This is a genomic window from Actinoallomurus oryzae (assembly GCF_039541955.1).
GTDB classification, from domain to species: domain Bacteria; phylum Actinomycetota; class Actinomycetes; order Streptosporangiales; family Streptosporangiaceae; genus Actinoallomurus; species Actinoallomurus oryzae.
Genome location: NZ_BAABHF010000006.1, coordinates 106,047 through 125,271, shown reverse-complemented (window position 1 = coordinate 125,271; position 19,225 = coordinate 106,047). Strand labels below are relative to the sequence as shown.

General features: G+C 71.0%; 17 protein-coding genes, 1 other RNA gene and 2 pseudogenes. 11 read left to right on the top strand and 9 right to left on the bottom strand.

Features of this window, described 5'->3' with window-relative positions; translation table 11 throughout:
* From ABEA10_RS01075 to ABEA10_RS01060, 4 genes and pseudogenes are all read left to right on the top strand, one after another.
* Positions 1-402, top strand: a pseudogene (locus ABEA10_RS01075) (septation protein SepH); the annotation flags it as partial.
* 235 nt (positions 403-637) lie between these two features.
* Positions 638-1,609, top strand: a complete 972-nt coding sequence (locus ABEA10_RS01070; RefSeq protein ID WP_345456045.1) for an ATP-binding cassette domain-containing protein — start codon at positions 638-640, stop codon at positions 1,607-1,609.
* Positions 1,606-1,746, top strand: a complete 141-nt coding sequence (locus tag ABEA10_RS01065; RefSeq protein ID WP_345456043.1) for a hypothetical protein — start codon at positions 1,606-1,608, stop codon at positions 1,744-1,746. The genes ABEA10_RS01070 and ABEA10_RS01065 overlap by 4 nt, the downstream gene beginning before the upstream one ends.
* Positions 1,743-2,555, top strand: coding sequence for an ABC transporter permease (locus ABEA10_RS01060; protein WP_345456041.1), 813 nt, complete (start codon positions 1,743-1,745; stop codon positions 2,553-2,555). The genes ABEA10_RS01065 and ABEA10_RS01060 overlap by 4 nt, the downstream gene beginning before the upstream one ends.
* A gap of 155 nt (positions 2,556-2,710) precedes the next feature.
* Here ABEA10_RS01060 and ABEA10_RS01055 read toward each other — a convergent pair whose 3' ends face one another.
* The gene (locus tag ABEA10_RS01055; protein ID WP_345456039.1) at positions 2,711-5,941 is read right to left on the bottom strand and encodes an AfsR/SARP family transcriptional regulator; all 3,231 of its coding nucleotides are present in this window, start codon (positions 5,939-5,941) and stop codon (positions 2,711-2,713) included.
* Between the two features lie 166 nt (positions 5,942-6,107).
* Between ABEA10_RS01055 and ABEA10_RS01050 the strand changes: the two genes are divergently transcribed.
* The 5 genes from ABEA10_RS01050 (at position 6,108) to ABEA10_RS01030 (ending at position 10,509) form a co-directional block, all read left to right on the top strand.
* Positions 6,108-6,524: a MarR family winged helix-turn-helix transcriptional regulator gene (locus ABEA10_RS01050; protein WP_329240046.1), complete on the top strand. Its 417-nt coding sequence runs from the start codon at positions 6,108-6,110 to the stop codon at positions 6,522-6,524.
* A 119-nt stretch (positions 6,525-6,643) separates the two neighbouring features.
* A complete protein-coding gene (locus tag ABEA10_RS01045) occupies positions 6,644-7,063 on the top strand; it encodes a hypothetical protein (protein WP_345456037.1) in 420 nt (139 codons plus the stop codon).
* 211 nt (positions 7,064-7,274) lie between these two features.
* Entirely contained in the window at positions 7,275-7,841 is a 567-nt protein-coding gene (locus ABEA10_RS01040; protein WP_345456035.1) for a YbhB/YbcL family Raf kinase inhibitor-like protein, read from the top strand.
* 241 nt (positions 7,842-8,082) lie between these two features.
* Entirely contained in the window at positions 8,083-9,798 is a 1,716-nt protein-coding gene (locus ABEA10_RS01035; protein WP_345456033.1) for a hypothetical protein, read from the top strand.
* 117 nt (positions 9,799-9,915) lie between these two features.
* Positions 9,916-10,509 carry a hypothetical protein gene (locus ABEA10_RS01030; RefSeq protein ID WP_345456031.1) on the top strand — a complete coding sequence of 198 codons (594 nt, stop codon included), beginning with the start codon at positions 9,916-9,918 and terminating at the stop codon, positions 10,507-10,509.
* A 36-nt stretch (positions 10,510-10,545) separates the two neighbouring features.
* Here ABEA10_RS01030 and ABEA10_RS01025 read toward each other — a convergent pair whose 3' ends face one another.
* The 4 genes and pseudogenes from ABEA10_RS01025 to ABEA10_RS01015 all read right to left on the bottom strand — a co-directional run bounded on the left by ABEA10_RS01025 (position 10,546) and on the right by ABEA10_RS01015 (position 12,691).
* Positions 10,546-11,292, bottom strand: coding sequence for a hypothetical protein (locus ABEA10_RS01025; RefSeq protein WP_345456029.1), 747 nt, complete (start codon positions 11,290-11,292; stop codon positions 10,546-10,548).
* Positions 11,293-11,454: 162 nt separating this feature from the next.
* Positions 11,455-11,580, bottom strand: a pseudogene (locus ABEA10_RS50965) (DUF3885 domain-containing protein); the annotation flags it as partial.
* A 34-nt stretch (positions 11,581-11,614) separates the two neighbouring features.
* The gene (locus tag ABEA10_RS01020; RefSeq protein ID WP_345456027.1) at positions 11,615-12,157 is read right to left on the bottom strand and encodes a hypothetical protein; all 543 of its coding nucleotides are present in this window, start codon (positions 12,155-12,157) and stop codon (positions 11,615-11,617) included.
* Positions 12,158-12,286: 129 nt separating this feature from the next.
* Positions 12,287-12,691, bottom strand: coding sequence for a hypothetical protein (locus ABEA10_RS01015; RefSeq protein WP_345456024.1), 405 nt, complete (start codon positions 12,689-12,691; stop codon positions 12,287-12,289).
* 1,126 nt (positions 12,692-13,817) lie between these two features.
* Here ABEA10_RS01015 and ABEA10_RS01010 point away from each other — a divergent pair.
* Positions 13,818-14,897: a GAF domain-containing sensor histidine kinase gene (locus ABEA10_RS01010; protein ID WP_345456021.1), complete on the top strand. Its 1,080-nt coding sequence runs from the start codon at positions 13,818-13,820 to the stop codon at positions 14,895-14,897.
* A gap of 639 nt (positions 14,898-15,536) precedes the next feature.
* Here the strand turns inward: ABEA10_RS01010 and rnpB are convergent.
* The 4 genes from rnpB to ABEA10_RS00990 all read right to left on the bottom strand — a co-directional run bounded on the left by rnpB (position 15,537) and on the right by ABEA10_RS00990 (position 18,647).
* An RNA gene (gene rnpB / locus ABEA10_RS01005) (RNase P RNA component class A) lies at positions 15,537-15,931 on the bottom strand.
* Positions 15,932-15,970: 39 nt separating this feature from the next.
* Positions 15,971-17,077, bottom strand: a complete 1,107-nt coding sequence (locus tag ABEA10_RS01000; protein WP_425550847.1) for a bifunctional RNase H/acid phosphatase — start codon at positions 17,075-17,077, stop codon at positions 15,971-15,973.
* Positions 17,078-17,082: 5 nt separating this feature from the next.
* The gene (locus ABEA10_RS00995) at positions 17,083-17,826 is read right to left on the bottom strand and encodes a zinc ribbon domain-containing protein (protein ID WP_345456018.1); all 744 of its coding nucleotides are present in this window, start codon (positions 17,824-17,826) and stop codon (positions 17,083-17,085) included.
* Positions 17,823-18,647 carry a Nif3-like dinuclear metal center hexameric protein gene (locus ABEA10_RS00990; RefSeq protein ID WP_425550846.1) on the bottom strand — a complete coding sequence of 275 codons (825 nt, stop codon included), beginning with the start codon at positions 18,645-18,647 and terminating at the stop codon, positions 17,823-17,825. Before ABEA10_RS00990 ends, ABEA10_RS00995 begins: the two co-directional genes overlap by 4 nt.
* A gap of 145 nt (positions 18,648-18,792) precedes the next feature.
* Between ABEA10_RS00990 and ABEA10_RS00985 the strand changes: the two genes are divergently transcribed.
* Complete coding sequence (locus ABEA10_RS00985; RefSeq protein WP_345456013.1) at positions 18,793-19,161, top strand: DUF6191 domain-containing protein; 369 nt, start codon at positions 18,793-18,795, stop codon at positions 19,159-19,161.
* Positions 19,162-19,225 lie beyond the last annotated feature (64 nt).

Genomic DNA, 19,225 nt, shown 5'->3' with positions numbered 1-19,225 from the left:
GCGCCCGCGCCGCAGGCGCAGCCCGCCGTGGTCACGCCGGCCCCGCGCCCGTCGCGAGGCGCACCCGCGCGCCCGGCCGCCAAGCGCGAGCCGGCCGTCCGCAAGCCCGCGTCCAAGCCGGCCGAGCCGAAGGCCGTGCCGCAGAAGCCCGCCGCGCGGGGACCGGCCCAGCCGAAGCCCACCGCGCCGAAGCCCGCCCCGCCGAAGCAGCCGAAGCCCGCCGAGGCCCCGGCGGCGGAGACCACGACCGAGCAGCCGGCCGCCGCGGCGGCCGCGGGCGGCGGCAAGGCCACGCCTCCGCCCGCCCAGGAAAAGCGTCCGGCGCGCAAGAAGTCGCGGAGCAAGCGGGCCTCGGTCCCGTCCTGGGACGAGATCATGTTCGGCGCCCGCCGCCCCGAGTAACCGGGCCCCGCTCTTCACGGCCCCCTGACGCGAACGGTCGCGCCCCGGTCACCCGGGACCCGCCGCCCGCCGCCGTACGGGAACCGGAGGAGCGGCGTGGTGCCCGTACCCGCCCACCGGCGGGCATGAGCCGTCTCAGGCACGTATCAGCGGATGTCAGGCGAATGTGCGTGAGATGCCAGCTTCCCCGTGGACAGTGATGTCGAGAACACATCACAGTTCACGGGGAGAGCCCATGACTTATGCGATCCAGGCCGAGGGCCTGGTGAAGCGCTTCGGCGATACGGTCGCTCTCGACGGGGTGGACCTCGCGGCACGTAGCGGCAGCGTCCTGGGCGTGCTCGGCCCGAACGGGGCCGGCAAGACCACCGCGGTGCGGGTCCTGGCGACTCTGCTCCGGCCCGACGCGGGGCGGGCGACGGTCGGCGGGTACGACGTCGTGCGCGACGCGCACCGGGTCCGTCAGCTCATCGGGCTGACCGGCCAGTACGCGTCGGTCGACGAGATGCTCACCGGCACCGAGAACCTCGTCATGATCGGGCGGTTGCTGGAGATCCCGCGCCGGGAGGCCAAGGCGCGCGCCGCCGAGTTGCTCGAGCGGTTCGAGCTGTGGGACGCACGCGACCGCGCGGCCAAGACGTACTCCGGTGGCATGCGCCGCCGCCTCGACCTGGCCGCCAGCCTCGTCGGGCGGCCGTCGGTGCTGTTCCTGGACGAACCCACCACCGGCCTGGACCCGCACGCCCGCAGCGGGCTGTGGGACACCGTGCGCGGGCTCGTGGACGACGGCGTGACCGTGCTGCTCACCACGCAGTACCTGGAGGAGGCCGACCAGCTCGCCGACGACATCGCCGTCATCGACCACGGCAAGGTCATCGCCCAGGGCACACCGGACGAGCTGAAGAACCAGGTCGGCGGCCAGGTCCTCCAGGTGCGGCCGATCGACACGCGCGACCGCGAGACCGTCGCCGGGCTGGTCAGCATGGTCGTCGGCCAGGGCATCCAGATGGACGGCGACCTGATCACGGCGCCGGTCACCGACCCCGGCGTGCTGCCGAAGGTCGTCCGTCACCTCGACGACGCAGGCGTGCTCGTGGGCGAGCTGGCACTGCGCCGGTCCAGCCTCGACGAGGTCTTCCTCGTCCTGACCGGCCACCGCGCCGAGGAACCCGCACCCGAACTCGTCACCGAAGGGAGCCCCTCATGACCGAGCGAAGCGAGGGAATCAGAAAACGCGCCCCTGTGGTCACCCTCTCCGACGAAGGAGGACTCATGACCGAGCGAAGCGAGGGAATTGACAAGCACAGCACCCTGGTCATGAGGCCGACGAAGGAGGTCTCATGACCTCGGCGACCGTGACCGCCCCGCGGGCGCTGTCCTCGCGCGTCAGCCCGCTCGGCACCGTACGGCACTCGCTGACGCTCGCCTGGCGCACGCTCGTGCAGATCAAGCACAACCCGATGGAACTGATCGACCTCAGCATCCAGCCGATCATGTTCGTGCTGCTGTTCACGTACGTGTTCGGCGGACAGATGGCCGGCGGGCACCCGACCGCCTACCTGCAGTACGCGCTGCCCGGCATCATCGCCCAGAACGCGCTGTTCGCCACCCTGAACACCGGCGTCGGCCTGAACACCGACATCACCAAGGGCGTCTTCGACCGGCTGCGCGCCCTGCCGATCTCGCGCATGGCGCCGCTGGCGGGCCGGATCGCGGCGGACACGGTCAAGCAGGTGTGGTCGATGGGCATGCTGCTGCTGGTCGGCATCGTCATCGGCTTCCGGGTCAAGACCGACCTGGCCGGGGTGGCCGGCGCCCTGCTGCTGTTGGTCGTGATGTCCTTCGCGGTCTCCTGGGTGTCGGTGCTGATCGGCGTCCTGGTGAGCGCGCCGGAGAAGGTGCAGATCTTCGGCTTCGCCACGATCTTTCCGATGAGCTTCTCCAGCAGCGCGTTCGTGGACGTGCACACCATGCCGGGCTGGATGCAGGCCTGGGCCAAGATCAACCCGGTGTCCTTCCTCGCGGACGCCACCCGCGGGCTGATCAACGGCGGCGCGGTCGCGACTCCGGTGACCCAGAGCATCGTCTCGGCCCTCGTCGTCGCCGTCATCTTCGCCCCGCTCGCGGTGCGCGCCCTGCGCCGCCGCATCTGAAAGAGGCGGCGGTCCCGGGGTCTGCAAAGCCTCGTTGTGGGACGGACCCTCGGGCCCGCCCACAACGAGGTGTGGGGCAGAAGGGCTTCTCCGCCGTCGTCAGGCGGTGCCTCGCCGCGTCGTCCTCGGCCGGGAGCCGAACCGGCCGGGACGCGTCACGCCCGCGAGCCGGCCGCCTCCTCGTCCGCGTACGCGCACGCGGACGCGCGGTCCATCGCCCGGCCCCGGGCGTACGCCGCGGCGAACCGCGTGTCGCCGATCGCCTCGCGTACGGCCCGCTCGATGCGCGGCGGGTCGGCGAGCGACCGGTCCTCGATGCCGCGTACGGCGACGGCGGCGCCGAGCAACGTCGCCGCGCGCTCCGGCTCGCCCGTACGGGCGGCCAGGTCCGCGAAGCCGACGAGGGCCTGCCCGATGATCGGCGCGTCGTACGCCGCCGCGGCCAGCCGGAGCGCCTCGGCGTGCCGGGCGAGCGCGGCGTCCGTGTCGCCCTCCCGCGCGTGCAGGAGCCCGAGCTGGGAGTTGATCATGGCGCCGAACTGCGGTGGTCCGCCCTCCCGGTGGTGGTCGACGGCGGTCTTGAGGTGGTCGCGCGCGGTCGGCAGGTCGCCCTCGCGCAGCGCGAACTCGCCGAGCGTGAAGCGGACGAAGGCGAGATCCTCGGGCGTGCTGCGTCCCCGGGCGCCACGGATGGCCGCGTCCAGCTCGGCCCGCGCCCTGTCGTCATCGCCGGCCGCGCTGTAGGCCTGGGCGAGCCGGATCCGCAGGAAGCTCGCGCCGTCGTGGCTGCCGAGTTCGATGGTGTGGCGGAGGGCCTCCTCGACGTGATTCTTGGCCGCCACCGTCTCGCCCTTCCAGAGCGCGACCTCGGCGAGCCCGGTCAGCGCCATCGACAGGCCCCAGCGCTCGCCGAGGGCGCGGAACCCCTCCAGCGCGGTGAGGAACGTCGCCTCGACGTCGTCCACCTCACCCAGGTTGATCAGCCCGTGCCCGCGCATCATGTGGCCCGCCGCCCGCAGCCACGGGTCACGCGCCGTCAGCAGCACCTCCATCTCGGCCGTCGCGTCCTCTGAGCGGTCTTCGGCGAACCGCAGGATCGCCGGCGCGGCGCGCAGCACGGGGTGCAGACGGCCCGGGTCGAGGCGGCGGCTCGCCTCCACGACCGCCCTGAGCCGGTCGCGGAGGGCGGCCCGGTCGGACGCGTCGAGCTCGGTGTTGCCGAAGGCGCCGAGCAGCCAGTACACGGAGGCCAGCGCCCGCGCGTGGCTCGGCCCCTCACCGGGCAGGGCGACCGCCTCGGCGGCGAGTTCTTCTCCGTCGGTCCGCTGGCCGCGCAGGAACCAGTACCAGCCGAGCGCGGCGACATAGCGGACCGCGAGCGCCGTGTCGTGGACGTCGATGGCCCAGCGCAGCGCCGACTGCAGGTTGTCGTACTCGGCGTCGAGCCTCCGCAGCCACTCCAGCTGGTCGCGCGTGCGCAGGAAGGGCTCGGCGGTCTCGGCGAGTTCGAGGAAGTGGTGCGCGTGAGCCCGCCGTACGCGCCGGGCCTCACCCGCCTGGGACAGGCGGCCCGCGCTGTACGCGCGGATGGTCTCCAGCATGCGGTAGCGGCCGGCGCCGTCCACGATGACGAGCGACTTCTCCACCAGCCCGATGAGGGCGTCGAGGACGTCGTCGCCGCAGACCTCCTCGACGCTCTCCAAGGGGGCACCGCCGGCGAAGACCGACATCCGGCGCAGGAGCACCTGCTCGGGCTCGTCCAGCAGGTCCCAGCTCCAGTCGACCACCGCGCGCAGGGTCTGGTGGCGCGGCAGCGCCGTACGGCTGCCGCCGGTGAGCAGCCGGAACCGGTCGTCGAGGCGGCCGGCGATCTGCGTGAGGGTCATCGTGCGCAGGCGCGCGGCCGCCAGCTCGATCGCCAGCGGCATGCCGTCGAGGCGGCGGCAGACGGCGAGGGCCGCGTCGAGGTCGGCGTCGACGGTGAAGCCGGGGCGTACGGCGGCGCCGCGCTCGGCCAGCAGGCGTACGGCCGGGTAGTCGAGCACGTCGCCGGCGGCGGTGTCCGGGAAGGCCAGCGGCGGCACCGGGCACAGCGTCTCACCGGTGATGCCGAGCGCCTCGCGGCTGGTGGCGAGGACGCGCACCCCGGGGCAGTCGGCCAGGATGCGGTCGGCGAGCCGGGCGCACGCGTCGATGAGGTGCTCGCAGTTGTCCAGCACGATCAGCAACCGCTCGCCGGACAGCGCGGCGACGAGCCGCTCCACCGGGTCGGCCGGGGCCGGGGCCGTACCCCGCATGGTGCCGATCAGCGCGCGCTCGCGCACGCCCAGCGCGCCGAGCAGGGCGTGCGGCACCTCGGCCGCGTCGCCGACGGGGGCCAGCTCGACCAGCCAGACGCCGCCCGGCACGCGCTCGGCCAGGCGTTCGGCGGACTCGACCGCGAGCCGGGTCTTGCCGGCCCCGCCGGGCCCGGTCAGCGTGACGAGGCGGTTGTCCCCAAGGAGCGCCGCGACCCGGCCGATCTCCTTCTCACGGCCGATGAAGCTCGTGAGCCGGGCGCGCAGGTTGGTGCGGGCGGCCGGGCGCGGTCCGGCGGGCGCGCCGCGCAGCACGTCGAGATGTGCCTCCCGCAGCTCCTCCGACGGGTCGACGCCGAGCTCCTCGGCGAGCGTACGGCGCGCGTCCTCGAAGGTGGCCAGCGCGTCGGCCTGCCGCCCCGCGGCGCTCAGGGCGCGCATGTACCGCGCCCGCAGCCGCTCGCGGAGCGGATGAGCGGCGACCAGGGCCTCCAGTTCGGCGACGTCGGCGCGTCCGAGCCGGAGCCGCGCCTCGATGTGGTCCTCGACGACGCCCAGGTGCCGCTCGGTGAGACGGGAGACGTGCCCGCGGGCGAAGTCGGCGTCGGCGACGTCGGCGAGGGCAGGGCCGCGCCAGAGCCGTAGCGCCTCGGCGAACGCGTCGGCGGCGCCGGCCGGATCGTCGGCCAGCAACGCCTGGCCGCGGGCGGCGAGCCGGTCGAACTCGACGACGTCGACGGCGCCGTCCGCGACATCGGCGCCGTCCAGGACGAGCCGGTAGCCCGACGGATGCGACTCGATCACCAGCTCGGGCACCGTGCGCCGCAGGCGGGAGATCAGTGACTGCAGGGCGTTGGCCGCTCCGGAGGGAGGCGTGTCGCCCCAGATCCCGTCGACGAGCCGCTCCGCGGTCACCACCCGGCCGGCGTCGAGGGCCAGCAGGATGAGCAGGGTGCGCAGACGGGCTCCCCCGACCTCGACCGGCCGGCCGGCGGCGTCGGCCACCTCGAGGGGGCCCAGCAGCCCGATCCGCACGAGCCGTCCTCCCTTTGCCTGGCCCTCCGGGGCGTCACCTGTGGGCGAAACCACGATATATCTCGTTAAGCGCGGTGTCTCGCGTTCATGGTCAGGTCGGCCCACCCTCGTCCGGCAGGAGGCCCCGGGCCATCTTGCAGGAGGTTCCGAGCGGCCGTCACGCCGATATCCCGCCCCCGCCTCGCCGGTCGCGGCCGAGGCCGACGGTTACGCTGATCAGGTGGAACGTTCGCTGCTCGACAGCCCGTCCTACCGGCTGATCCGGGTGCTCGGGCGGTACAAGACCGTCCTCGCCGGGGGGCTGGAACGGCACGGGCTGCACCTGGGGCAGGAGTTCTACCTCGCCCAGCTCTGGCGGGAGGACGGCGTCACCTCCGCCGACCTCGCGACGCGCACGGGCGTGTCGGCCCCCGCGGTGACCAAGGTCGTGAGCGGTCTGGAGCGCTCCGGGCTCGTACGCCGCGAGCGCGACCCCTCCGACGCCCGTCTCGTCCGCGTGTGGCTGACCGACGCCGGACGCGCCCTGCGCGAGCCGGTGACCCGCATCTGGTACGACTCCGAGCGGGAGTTCTGGAGCGGCCTGGACGAGGACGAACGCGCGCGGGTCCGCGCGATCATCGGCGACCTGCTCGGCTGAACGCCGCGAAGTTCGAAGCCGGCGGGAGACCGTCGCGAGACCACGGCTCTCCGCCGCGAGTGGCGGCACCCGCGAAAACCGCGTTGTGGGCGCGGAGGCGCCATGGCAGCGTTCACATGATGGTGCGCCCGGCGCGAAGGAGCATCGATGCCCTCACGCGCCTCCCCGCAGCCGCTCACCGGGGGCCGACGTGCGGCCCGACCGACCGCCTCGATGAGATCGCCGTCACCGCCTGGCTGAACGCCCAGCTCCATGACGACGACGTCGCCGAGCGCCAGGGACTCCCCGACGCCACCGCCCGCGCCGGCCAGCTGCGCCTCTTCCTGGACGGCTACGGCCTGGCCGCCGGCGAGCGGCGCGGGCTCGTGACCACGATGATCGAGTACGCCATCCGCGACTGCGCCGCCGAGGCCGTCACGACGCGGATCACCCCCGGCACCACCGACGCGGCGCCGCTCTGGGCCCTGGCCTGGCGGGCTCGGTCGGCGGCGTGGATGCTCCGTCATCGCCCGCTCCTCGAACGCGCCGTCAGCGCCTGACCTCCCGGCCGCGCGACGGCGGGCCCGCTCCGGCGAAGTCCCGTACGCCCTGAAACGGCGGGCTCGCGCGAGAGGCCCTAAGGTGGGCCGGACGCCCCGCCGCCGCCTCGTGTGAGCGAGTCCGCATCCGGCACCGGCTCCGCGGATACCGCCGAATGCGAGGCCACCGGCCGGGCGCGGCGTACGATCGTCCCCCGGGAGCTATTGATCGATGATGACCACGTTTTGGCGGCCGGTCTGCCTGGCCGCCGTCGGACTGCTGTCGCTCAGTGGATGCGGCCTGGTCGGGCAGACCAAGATCGTACGCGGCAGCGTGCCGGACTCGATCACCGTGTCCAGCCCGGCGTTCCGCGAGGGCGCGTCCATTCCCGTCCGGTTCGCCTGCAAGGCGGCGGGCGGGCAGGGAAAGACGCCTCCGCTGCGGTGGTCGGTCGCCTCGACCGGCGTGGGCGCGCAGGCACTGGTGCTCGACGACCCGGACGCGCCCAGCGGCGCGTACGTCCACTGGGTGCTGTTCAACATGGACGCGACAGCGAACGACCTGCTCGAGGGCGTGGTGCCGCGCCATGCCGAGCAGGCGCTGAACACCGCGGGCGAGACGGGGTACTCCCCGCCGTGCCCGCCAAAGGGCGAGCAGCACCGCTACCGGTTCACCGTGTACGCCCTGAGCGCCAAGGTGCCGCTGTCGAACGGCGCGAAGCTCAACCAGGTGCTGTCGGAGATCGCCCAACGCACGGTCGCCCGCGGCCGGATGACGGTGCGCTTCGGTGGGGGGTGAGTCTGGTGTTCGCCCACGTGAACGGGGGAGGTCCGCGTGACGAAGGCCATGAGTTGACGGCCACTGACCCGAGTGGCCATTTGCGGCAAGTAGTGTGAGAGTAGATGTCCGCGAACCGTGTGACAAGGGTCATAGCGGTCGGCAACAATCGGTCTAGGTCCCTGGGGGCCCGGACGCCGGTGATCACAGAAACGGTCTCCGCGTCGGCGTCGACCGCTAGACCATGGCGTTGGGTGGTGCTATGTGGAGCCTGATCGTTGTCCTCGGACTCGTCGCGGTGGTCGTTCTCGTCGGGGTGCTCGTCGCGCTCGGCATGAGGGCGAGCCGGGCGGGTGACGACGACGACTGGATGGCCGAGGACGAGCAGCCCCGCGGCCGCCGTGGAAGACGATCCCGCGGCCGTCGCGGTGAGCCTGAGGAGTACGACGAGTACGAGTACGAGGAGGAGCCGTACGGCGACATGCGTGTCGCGGGCACGCCCCTCGGCGGTCCTCAGCAGCTCCCGGCCGGTCCCATGGCGGGGCCTCCCGGCCCCGGCGGCGGCCCGGTCGCGGGCCCGCCACCCGGTTCGCACGCCCCGCTGCCCGCGGCCCCGGGCCCGGCGCCCGCGCCGTCCGGCCGGTCGAACGAGGAGATGGACGACGACGAGTACTGGTCGACCATCACCTTCGACAAGCCCAAGTTCCCCTGGCGGCAGAACGGCGACCAGCCGGCCGAGCCGCGCGGCAACGACCCGCTCGGCCCCCCGCCCGGTGGCCCTGGCGGCGCCGGTGGCCCCGGCGGCCCGGCCGGACCACCGCCGCACGGCCCCGGACCGCTGCCGCAGGGCCCCGGCCAGCCGCCGATGGAGTCGCACCCGGTGGGCCCGATCGACACGCCGGCACCGCCGACCGCACCCCAGCCGGCCGTTCCGGCGGACCCGCTCGACGTCCCGGTCGGCCGCGCCGGCGAGACCGACCCGAACGCTCCCGTCCCGTCGTTCGGCTCGGCCGAGCAGAGCGGTGGCTTCGGCACGTACGGGTCCGAGCCGCAGAACAACGGCTTCGGCGACGACCCGCTGAACACCGGCGAGCGGCCGACGTACGGCGCCCGCGGCACCCGTCCCCCGGCGCCGCAGCCGCCGCCCGCGCCTCCGACGCCGTCGTCGGCACCGGCCACGGCCGTACAGCCGGCGGCGTCCGCCTCCGGCCCCGTCCCGTCGTCCGGCGGCGAGGACGAACACCGGTTGCCGAGCGTGGACGAGCTGCTGGCCAAGATCCAGTCGGACCGCAAGCGCAACGCGACCTCCACCCCGGAGAGCGACCCGGCACCGGCCGCGGGCTACGACCCGCTGAACGATCCCCTGAGCGACCCCCTGGGCACCGGTGAGCGCCCGACGTCCTACGGGTCCGGGCCGTCGTCCTCCTCGTCCTCGTACGGGTCGTCGTACGGCTCATCGCCGTCGACCGGGGGCGTGCCCTCGGCGGGCAGCGGCTGGTCGTCGTCGGACTACGGCTCCGACCCGCTCGGCACGGGCTACTCCGGGTCGTCCTCGTCGAGCGGCACGACGGGCGGGTACGGCTCGTCGTCCTCCTACGACAGCTCGTCCTCCTCGTACGACAGCGGGTACGGCTCGTCGTCGAACTACTCGTCGAGCGGCGACTCGTCACCGTACGGCTCGTCGGACGATCCGCTGGGCACCGGTTACTCGGGCTCGTCCTCCGACTCGTACGGGTCCTCGTCCACGGGGGGCTACTCCTCGTACGGCGGCTCGTCCTCGTCGTCCTCGTACGGGAACTACGGGTCGGGCTCCTCCGGCTACGACCCGGGCTCGTCGTCGACCCCGGGCCAGCCGACGGACGACCCCAACGCCACGCAGGCGTACCCGAGCAGCCCCTACGGCAACTCGTACGGCAGCAACAACGACAAGGACAAGCGCCCGGAGGACTGGAACTCCTACGGCGACTACCGCCGCTGACGGTCAACGCGCAAGGCCCCGCTCCCGCTTTCCGGGCAGGCGGGGCCTTGCGCGTTTTCTCTGTCGGTCCCCTGCCGTAGGTTCGCTCCGTCGATGGTGGTGACAGAGGGAGTTCTCGTGGGGGACTGGTTCCAGACGATCGTCGACGTGCAGGTGACATCGGAGGATGCGGGTGCCTTGGCGACGGAGGTACGAGACTGGCTGAGCTCCGCCGGGGTCGTGTCCTCCGAGCGCACCGACTGCGTCCTGGGAAGCGACCTCGGACATCCGCCCGGCCCGCGCGCCGACGAGGTGGTGGACGCATCCGGCTGGAGTGACCCCTGGCAAACCCTGTGGACCAACGGCATGGACATCACCACGGGCCGCACCGTCTTCGACGGAGGGCAAGGCGAACCCACGGCCGTCGCCTGCCCACATTGCGCGGCCGAGATCGAGCTGGTCGACGAAGCCTTCGAACTCGACGACAAGGCGTGGGCGCCCTTCCAGGACGTCGTACACGGATGGAGCGAAGGACGCGACGTCATCCTTCCCTGCCCGACCTGCTCACATCCGGTCGAACCCACCGCCTGGAAGTGGGCCGATGGCTACTTCGCCTTCGGCCGCCTGGGCTTCACCTTCTGGAACTGGCCCCCGCTTCGACCCGGATTCGTCGACGAATTCACCCGGCGTCTGAGGGGCCACCGCACTGTGCTGATCGCCGGCAAGCTGTGAGCCCGGCCCTCGCCGGATGGGGCCGGTGACGTACTCTCATCGCTCTACGACAGTGGGCGCAGAACCGTCCTGGAACGTCCATACCGGTCCCTCCCCCACCGTCAGTACCCGGCCGGAAGGCGTCCAAAGGAGCCAGTCGCCAAAACCGGCGTCGGCGGCCGCGTACATCGGGAACAGGCGCAGGCGGAGGTCTTCGAAGAGGAAGGTCGTCTCCAGGCTCGGAGCCTGCACACTGACTCCGACAAGTCTGAGACCGTTGAGAACCTGGATCGCCCGGCGGATGAACAGCCGTGGATACTCCGATGCGACGATCACATCGGTGTCGCTCTCCAACCGCCAGGCCGCCATCGCCACCCAAAGATGCCACTCACCGTGAGTGGTGCCCTCGGGCGTCGCCGGAGGTACCGCGTCCCCGAACTCCAGGGTGAGGAAACTGCCGATCCCCAGTGCGACTCCCCAAGCCGGGCTCCCCAAGAGCGGCTGCGCAATCGCCTGGATCCGCTCGGAGTCCAGATGCGTGATCTTCCGGCGGTCGTCCCGCCAGTGGTCATAGAAAACCCTCAGGGCAAGCCACGAGCGGTGAGAATCGCCGGCCCCTTGCCTCATCAGTTCGTCCAACCGGCTCACCGCTTCGGGATCACGGCGTCCGCTGTTCAGCACCTCCATCCATGCCTCGGCGCTTCGCCGTCCCGCAGTCCACGTGGGCTCGGAGGTGTCGGCCTCTCGCCGCCTGAAGTACTCGATCGCCTCGCCCGCGAACCGTACGTAATCATCGGCATCCACTCGTTCATGATCGAGGCAGAGCCGCCTGGACGGCCAACGTATTTGCGGATGCCGGCGGCCTGGCACGCCTGTGCCCGTCGTCTCGCAACCACCTCCGGACTTACTCGTCATAGCCGGTCGCGTGATCAGCGGAGCGGTTGGGTCCCCCTCGCCGGCGATCAAATAGGGGCCATCGTCCGCGCCGAGTTCGGTGAGCACGCAGTGATGCCGCGCCAGGATGATGCCGTACTCCTCCTCGGTCTCCGCATACCGCTCGGACCTCGGAAGGCTGTGAAACCGCACCCAGCGATCAGCATGCGCGGACGGGCCGACTCATCCGGCGTTAGGGCTCGATGTCGACGACCACGAGCATCTCCTCTTGATAGCGGTCAAGGTCGTCGACGAGCCAGGATTCCCCCTCCCTGAGCTGGTGGAGGCGGAAGGTCCCGTTGGTTGATCCCGCCCCGATGATGCACCGGACTGGAACGGGGTTGGGCAGCGAGCGAACGAGCCGATCAACGCCGTGGGCCATCCTCAGGCCGAGTTCGAGCATCAGCACCTGGTCTTCCCGGCTGATGTGGGGCTCGTCGTCGACGACGTCGACGGTGACCGGAGCGTGGTCTTCCAGATGGAAGCTGCTGGCCCGGCATTCGTACTGCGTCGTGTTCCAGCCCATGCGGGCCATGGCATCGCGTGAGCCGGCCGTGAGTTCGGTTCCACCCCGATCATTGATCACGAAGACGAGGGCGTCGTCGTTGCGGGTAAGCCCCCGGCTGAGCATCTCGCGAAGTTGGTCATCCAACTCCGGGTACACGTCCGAGGTCGCGGTGCCGACGAGAAGCCCAAGGGCGTCGGCCGCATCGTCGTTCATGCGGATTGTGATCACCGGCGGATCGTCCTCGACTCGGCGTCACGCCGTCAACCGACATCTGTACCGCCGTCCGGTCGTAGCCACGAACTCGCCCGACGCCGCAGTGTGCCGATAGCCGGCAAGCCGTAGCCGGTCGCCCACTTGTCAGCGGTCGCGGCATTCGTATGAGCCATCTACTTGCCGTGCGACAGCGTTGTGGCCGCACTTCAGCATCGGGATCAGCGTGTACGACCGATAGGCCGCCACCGCGAGCAGCAGCCCGCAAACAGTCGTTCCGGCAACGGTACGAGCGATATGCGACCTTCGAAAGGCCACCACGAGAATTCCGAGAGCCACGGTGACCAGGACGGCAAGGACGAGGAAGATCAAGGCGATGTCGCTGTTGTTGTCCCGCAGTCCAGGAAAGTCCTCCGGCGACTCAGCCTCGACGGTGACCAGCGAACTGAACAAGAGCATCAGCCCGGCGAACAGCGCGGAAGATAGGAACAGACCAACGATCAAACATCCCATCAACGGCCGTTTTCGCTCCGCTGCCGCTCCGCTGTCCACGCCGATCCCTCAATGAACCATGTCCCCGTGACCGGCTCCATCCAACCACGGGGGTGGTGGCAGGCGGGGCCTTGTGTGTTTTCTCTGTCGGTCCCCTGCCGTAGGTTCGCTCCGTTGATGGTGGTGACAGAGGGAGTTCTCGTGGAGGACTGGTTCCAGACGATCGTCGACGTGCGGGTGAGTTCGCAGGATGCGGGTCCCTTGGCGACGGAGGTGGTTCGACTCGGAGGCGGCTACCTCATCTGGCAGTAGACGTTCAGGGTGGGTGTGCCGCCGTTACTGACCTGGGCTGGGTTCGGCGCTGAGCACGGCACCGCTCCGTCGTTGAAATCAGGGCTGTGCCCGGTCGCTACGTAGCGGCCAGGGGGAATCGTCATGGAATAGCCGCCATCGGAGTCGACCTTGGCCTCCCGTTTGGTCCCGTTCCCGCTGACGGTGATGCTTCCGGGAAGGGCCCATCGGTGGCCGGGCGCGGGTCCGCCGACCGCATACAGGTGACCGCGCAGGGTGCCGGAGCGCGGGCGTGTACCACCCGCCGTACTCGCAGGAGAACTACGCGCGCTGACGCCGGACCCGGAGCACGCGGCGGTCAAGGCCAGCGAGAGCAGGGCCACGTACAGGAAACGGCTGATATAGCGTTCGGGACGTAAAAGTCCCGTCCGCTCTTCGGTCCGGTCGGCCGTCATTAAGTGCCGCATTTCGACTCACAGGTGTCACTAGTATCGATTGTAACCCAGGCCACGTCAGTAGAGGCGGCCCTGCACGCCCCCGCCACCCATCGATCATCTTGACAAGCCCAGATAGGCGAGGCAACGTGGACCAAATCATCCATTTGACGCTTGTCCGAACGGGCGTCCGGGTGTCACGCGCCAGGCATGAGCTGGAGACGGTGGCACGGTGTCAGAGAACGACTTGCACGTGTGTGCACCTGGGGGCTCTGACGCGAGTTCATCAACATCGGAGGGATCAGACCTCGCAGCCTCACTGCGAGATCGTCCCGGCTAACGCAGGAAGCATCGGCACCACAAGCCTCGCCGATCACGCATTCACCGCCCAGGCGTTAATGGTCCGGACTGCGAGCTGTGATTCCTCAGAGAAAGGGGGAACTGTCGTGTCCGATCTACGCTTGGCGACACTCGTCGCACACCGTGCTCCCCCGGACGAGATCTTCGCCGCAGTAGCACGCGAGGTGGGGCAGACCCTGGAAATACGAAACACGGTGGTGATGCGCTACGAGCCCGATGCCACCGCGACCACGGTCGGCGTCTGGAACAGCGAGACAATGCCCGTCGGCTCGCGCTGGCCGCTCGAGAAGGGGACAGTCACGGAGCTGGTGGCACGGACGAAGGCAGCGGGGCGCATTGACGACGCCTACGCCATGGGCGCCGGTGAGCTCGGCACCGCGCTGCGCGACATGGGTCTCAACTCTGCCGTCGGCTGCCCCGTCACGGTCGGCGGGCACCTGTGGGGGACGGTGGCCGCCGGGTCGACGGCCGAGCCGCTGCCCGATGACACCGAGAAGCGCATGCTCGACTTCACCGACCTGGTGGCCGCCGCCATTGCGAACGCCGACTGCCACGCGAAGCTGCAAGCCTCCCGGGCCCGGGTCCTCGCCGCCGCCGACGCGACCCGCCGTCTCATCGAACGCGATCTGCACGACGGGACTCAGCAGCGTCTGGTCGCGGTGATGCTCGAATTGCGTGCCATGGAGACCATGCCGCCGACCGATCCCGAAGAATTCAAAAGACTGCTGTCCGGCACGACGCATGCTCTGGATGAGGCACTCGAAGACCTGCGGGGAATTGCGCGGGGCCTCCACCCGGCGCTCCTGTCTCGGCGGGGCCTCGTGCCCGCGATCAAGGCGCTCGCACGCTGCTCTGCCGTCCCGGTCGAGCTCAACATGTGCGCCGACCGGCAACTGGCGGAGCGGAGCGAAGTAACCGCATACCACGCCGTGTCGGAGGCGCTGACCAACGCGGCCAAACACGCCGACGCGTCTGTCGTGCACGTCGACCTCAGCGTCAAAGACGCCACCATCTGGCTCTCGATCCGCGACGACGGGAAGGGAGGCGCCGACCCCGGCCACGGATCAGGACTCCTCAGCATCACAGACCGTGTCGAGGCACTCGGCGGCAGCCTCCAGATCACGAGCCCGATCGGAGGCGGCACCTCACTACTCGCCGAAATCCCCATCACCGACATGTGATGACACCAGCGGCTCGGCGCCCTGACGTTGCACCGGCATCCGTGGGATGCAGACATCGGAACAGCGGTACGAGGCTCGCATGGCGCTTCGTGACGGGACCCGCTCCCCCCGGAGGGCATGCCTGCACGGTCAGCGGGCCGTCCACTGGTTCAGTCGGCGACTGTCTTGCTTGTACCCCCAGTTCGGAAGACTTCGGGCCGCGTCTGCACAAAGTCGGATGGGTGCTGGTGAGATCCCTCCAGGACTCGGACGCCGCCGTGCTGGCGCACCGCTGTGCGGCCGTAGTGCAGTGCACCGAGCACGCGGACGGCGAAGGCTTCGTCGGCCATCGAGATGACCTCTTCCGGGCTCGCCCCGGTTAACTTTGAACCCAGGAGCCGGCAGAGTGGTTCCAGCAAGCTCATGGCGAAGGCCGGGTCCGACCCGGCCGTCGGCGCTGCTCTCGCCGGCCGCCTCGCCGATCTCACCAGTCTGGTGCCGGCTCCGCCACCGCCTGATCACAACGATCTCAAAGGCCACTTCAAACCTCAGGCGAGCGGTCACCGTCAAAGCCTCTCCCGGCCCTCAGCCCGCGGGGGGTGTGGGGGGCGGAGCCCCTCACAGCGGGGGTTCCGGGGGTCGCCCCCCGGGCCGGCACAGTGGACGAGTCGGCCTGTAGGCCGGGTTCTGTCGCTCCGCTTCGGCGGAGCGGGCGGCCATCCATCTAGGGCCGTCGTTGCCGGCGGCCTCAAGCGGTCTACCCGCAGGCTCGGGCCGGCTGCCCTCGAACGCCTGCGCGGGTCCGCCGTGGCGGGCCCTTCTTGACCTTGCTCCGGGTGGGGTTTACCGAGCCGCCCCAGTCGCCTGGGGCGCTGGTGGTCTCTTACACCACCGTTTCACCCTTACCTCCGCTGACGCGGAGGCGGTCTGTTTTCTGTGGCACTGTCCCGCGGATCACTCCGGGTCGGTGTTACCGACCACCCTGCCTTGTGGAGCCCGGACCTTCCTCGTCGGAGCCCCCTGCGGGGCCCCGCCGCGGCCGCCCGGCCGACTCGTCCACCAGCCCGACATTTTACCGTGTGACCGTCCCGCCCCTAGCCGAGATGGTGAGTGTCGTTGAAGCGTTTGAGCACCGCGGGGCCGTCGGCGTACCAGTCGATCTCTGAGAGGGACGACACGTCCAGGAACATGCGGTACAGGGACGACGGCGGCGCCTCCAGCGCGGAGCGTACGAGGAGCTTGATCGGGGTCACGTGCGAAACGATCAGGACGGTCTGCTGCCGGAAGCGTACGAGGAGCTTGTCGCGGGCGGTGTTCACGCGGCGGGCGACGTCGGTGAAGCTCTCGCCGTGCGGCGGGGCCACCGACGGGTCGGCCAGCCAGGTGTCGAGTTCGGCCGGCCAGCGTTCGCGGACCTCGGCGAACGTGTAGCCCTCCCAGTCGCCGAAGTCGGTCTCCCGGAAGCCGTCCTCGGTGCGGACCGGCAGGTCGAGCACGTCGGCGACCTCCTGCGCGGTCTGGCGTGCCCGGCCCAGCGGTGAGGAGACGATCGCGTCGATGGAGCGGCCGGCCAGGGCCTTCGCCGCGGCCTTCGCCTGCAGCACGCCCGTCTCGGTCAGCGGGATCTCGCCGACGCCCGCGAAGCGCTTCTCCGCCGACAGGGACGTCTCGCCGTGCCGGAGCAGCAGCGTACGGGTCGGTGCGCCGGTCGGGGCGGCCCAGCCCGCGGTGGTCGGTCGGTGAGGTTCCTCATCGTCGGACGCGGCAGGGGCGGAGGACGACGAGGCGGACCACTCCCGCCCCTGGGCGGCGGCGTCCATCGCCTCGTTCGCGAGCCGGTCGGCGTGCTTGTTGCGCTCGCGCGGTATCCAGGTGAAGCGGACCGAGGAGAAGCCGGAGGCGAGCTTGCGCGCCTCCATGGCCAGCGGCTTCATGTCGGGGTGCTTGATGCGCCAGCGGCCGGACATCTGCTCGACGACGAGCTTGGAGTCCATGCGGGCCTCGACGTCGGCGTCCGGGGCGAGCTCGGCGGCCTTCGTCAGCGCGGCGATCAGGCCGCGGTACTCCGCGACGTTGTTGGTGGTCACCCCGAGCGACTCGGCGGCCTCGGCGAGCACCTCACCGGAGACGGCGTCGCGTACGACCGCGCCGTAGCCGGCCGGCCCGGGGTTGCCCCGGGAGCCGCCGTCCGCCTCGATGATCAGTCTCACAGGCCGGATTCCTTGGTGCGGACGAGGATCCGGCGGCACTCCTCGCAGCGGATGACGTCGTCCGGGGCGGCGGCGCGGATGTCGTTCAGCTCGACGGTGTTGAGCTGCAGGTGACAGCCCTGGCACTGGCCGCGCAGCAGGGCCGCGGCGGCGACGCCCCGCTGCTGGTCGCGCAGCTTGTCGTACAGCTTGAGCAGGTCGCCCGGGATGTCGGTGACCACGCCCGCGCGGGCCTGCTTGGTCAGCTCGGCCTCGCCGTCGATCTCGCGGTACGCGGCGTCGCGCCGGGCGGTCAGCTCGGCCAGGGCCTTCTCCCCCGTCTCCCGGTCGGCCTCGATCTCGCGGAGGCGGTTCTCGGCCTCCTCGCGGCGTTCCATGACCTCCAGGACGATCTCCTCGAGGTCGGACTGACGGCGCTGCAGCGAGGTGATCTCGGACTGGAGGTTCTCCAGGTCGCGGGCGGAGGAGACCTGGCCGGAGTCGAGGCGCTTCTGGTCGCGCTCGGCGCGGGCGCGGACCTGGTCGACGTCCTGTTCGGCCTTCTTCTGCTCCCGGTCGATGTCGCTGATCTCGGTCTGCGCGGCGACGAGCGCGTCGCCGAACTCGCGCAGGCGCTGTTCGGCGTGCTCGATCTCCGCCAGCTCGGGCAGCGTGCGCCGGCGATGGTCGAGCCGGTCGAGCGCGGTGTCGAGCTCCTGCAGGTCGAGGAGCCGCAACTGGGCTTCAGGTGCTGCTTTCACGTACTTCCTTCACAGGATCGAAAGGTCCAGGCGTCGGTGACGGCCGCGGAGATCCGGGTCTCAACGTTAGTCTCCCCCAACAGCCCGGCCGCGTCGCGAAGCCATGGCCATTCGGTGGCCCAGTGCGCGGCGTCGACCAGCGCCGTCGTGCCCGCCTCGCGGAACTCCGAGGCCGGATGGTGGCGCAGGTCGGCGGTGAGGTAGACGTCCGCGCCCGCCGCGCGCGCGGCGCCCAGCAGCGAGTCGCCGGCCCCGCCGCAGACCGCCACCGTACGGATGAGGGCGTCCGGGTCGCCGGCGACGCGCAGGCCGCCCGCGGTGACCGGCAGCCCCTCGGCCGCGCCGGCCGCGAACTCCCGCAGGGTCAGGGGCTCCGGCAGCTCGCCGACCCGGCCGAGGCCGCGCCGGGGATCGTCCGGCGACGGGCTGAGCGGCCGCAGGTCGCCGGTCAGGCCCACGGCGCGCGCCAGGGCGTCGGAGACCCCCGGGTCGGCGACGTCGGCGTTGGTGTGCGCGGTGAACAGCGCCGTACCGCCCCGGATCAGCCGGTGGACGAGGCGTCCCTTGGGGGTGGTGGCGGGGACGCCGTGTACGGGGCGCAGCAGTAGGGGGTGATGGGTGACGATCAGGTCGGCGCCCCAGCCGAGCGCCTCGTCCGCGACCTCGGCGACCGGGTCGACCGCGAACAGCACCCGGCGGACCTGCGCGCCCGGGTCGCCGCAGACCAGGCCGACGGCGTCCCAGGACTCCGCCCAGGCCGGATCGTAACGGTCTTCGAAGATCCCGACGATGTCGGCCAGAGTGAGGGACACGCTCCGCAGGTTACCGTCCGAGATCACCGCGAGGGCGCATACCATTCGGGCGGGTCCCTCATAAGAGACCGCGCGAGGCTTCGCGGGCGGTCTCTTCGAGTCTGCCCTCGCAGTCTCAAGGAATCCTGGGGATCGGCCGAACGTTGGAGGATGCGTGAGATCACCGTTCCGGCGGCGCCGTAGGCGCCCGCGCAAACGTACGGCCTCGCCACCGACGCCGGAGGTCATCGACTGGCCGAAGGACGGCACGGGCGGCGGCGGGCTGATGTCGGCGATCCGCGGTGACTCCGAGTCAGGGGCCGGCTTCGGTCCGGGAATGTTCGCCGACCTCCAGGCCGCGTTCGGCGGCTCGGGAAAGCAGATCCAGCTCGAGGAGCAGGAGAAGGAGAAGACCCGCCGCCACGAGCTGCACACCGAGGCCGGCGGCCACAGCCGTGACGACCTCGACTCGGGCACCATCCGGATCACCCGGCGGCGCGAGTCCGACGAGCCGGACGCACCGGACGAGCCGGAGACAGACTGAGTCCGCTCCGGCGCATTCAGGCCACCTTCATCGAACGAACGTTCGAATTCATCGTAGTCTGATC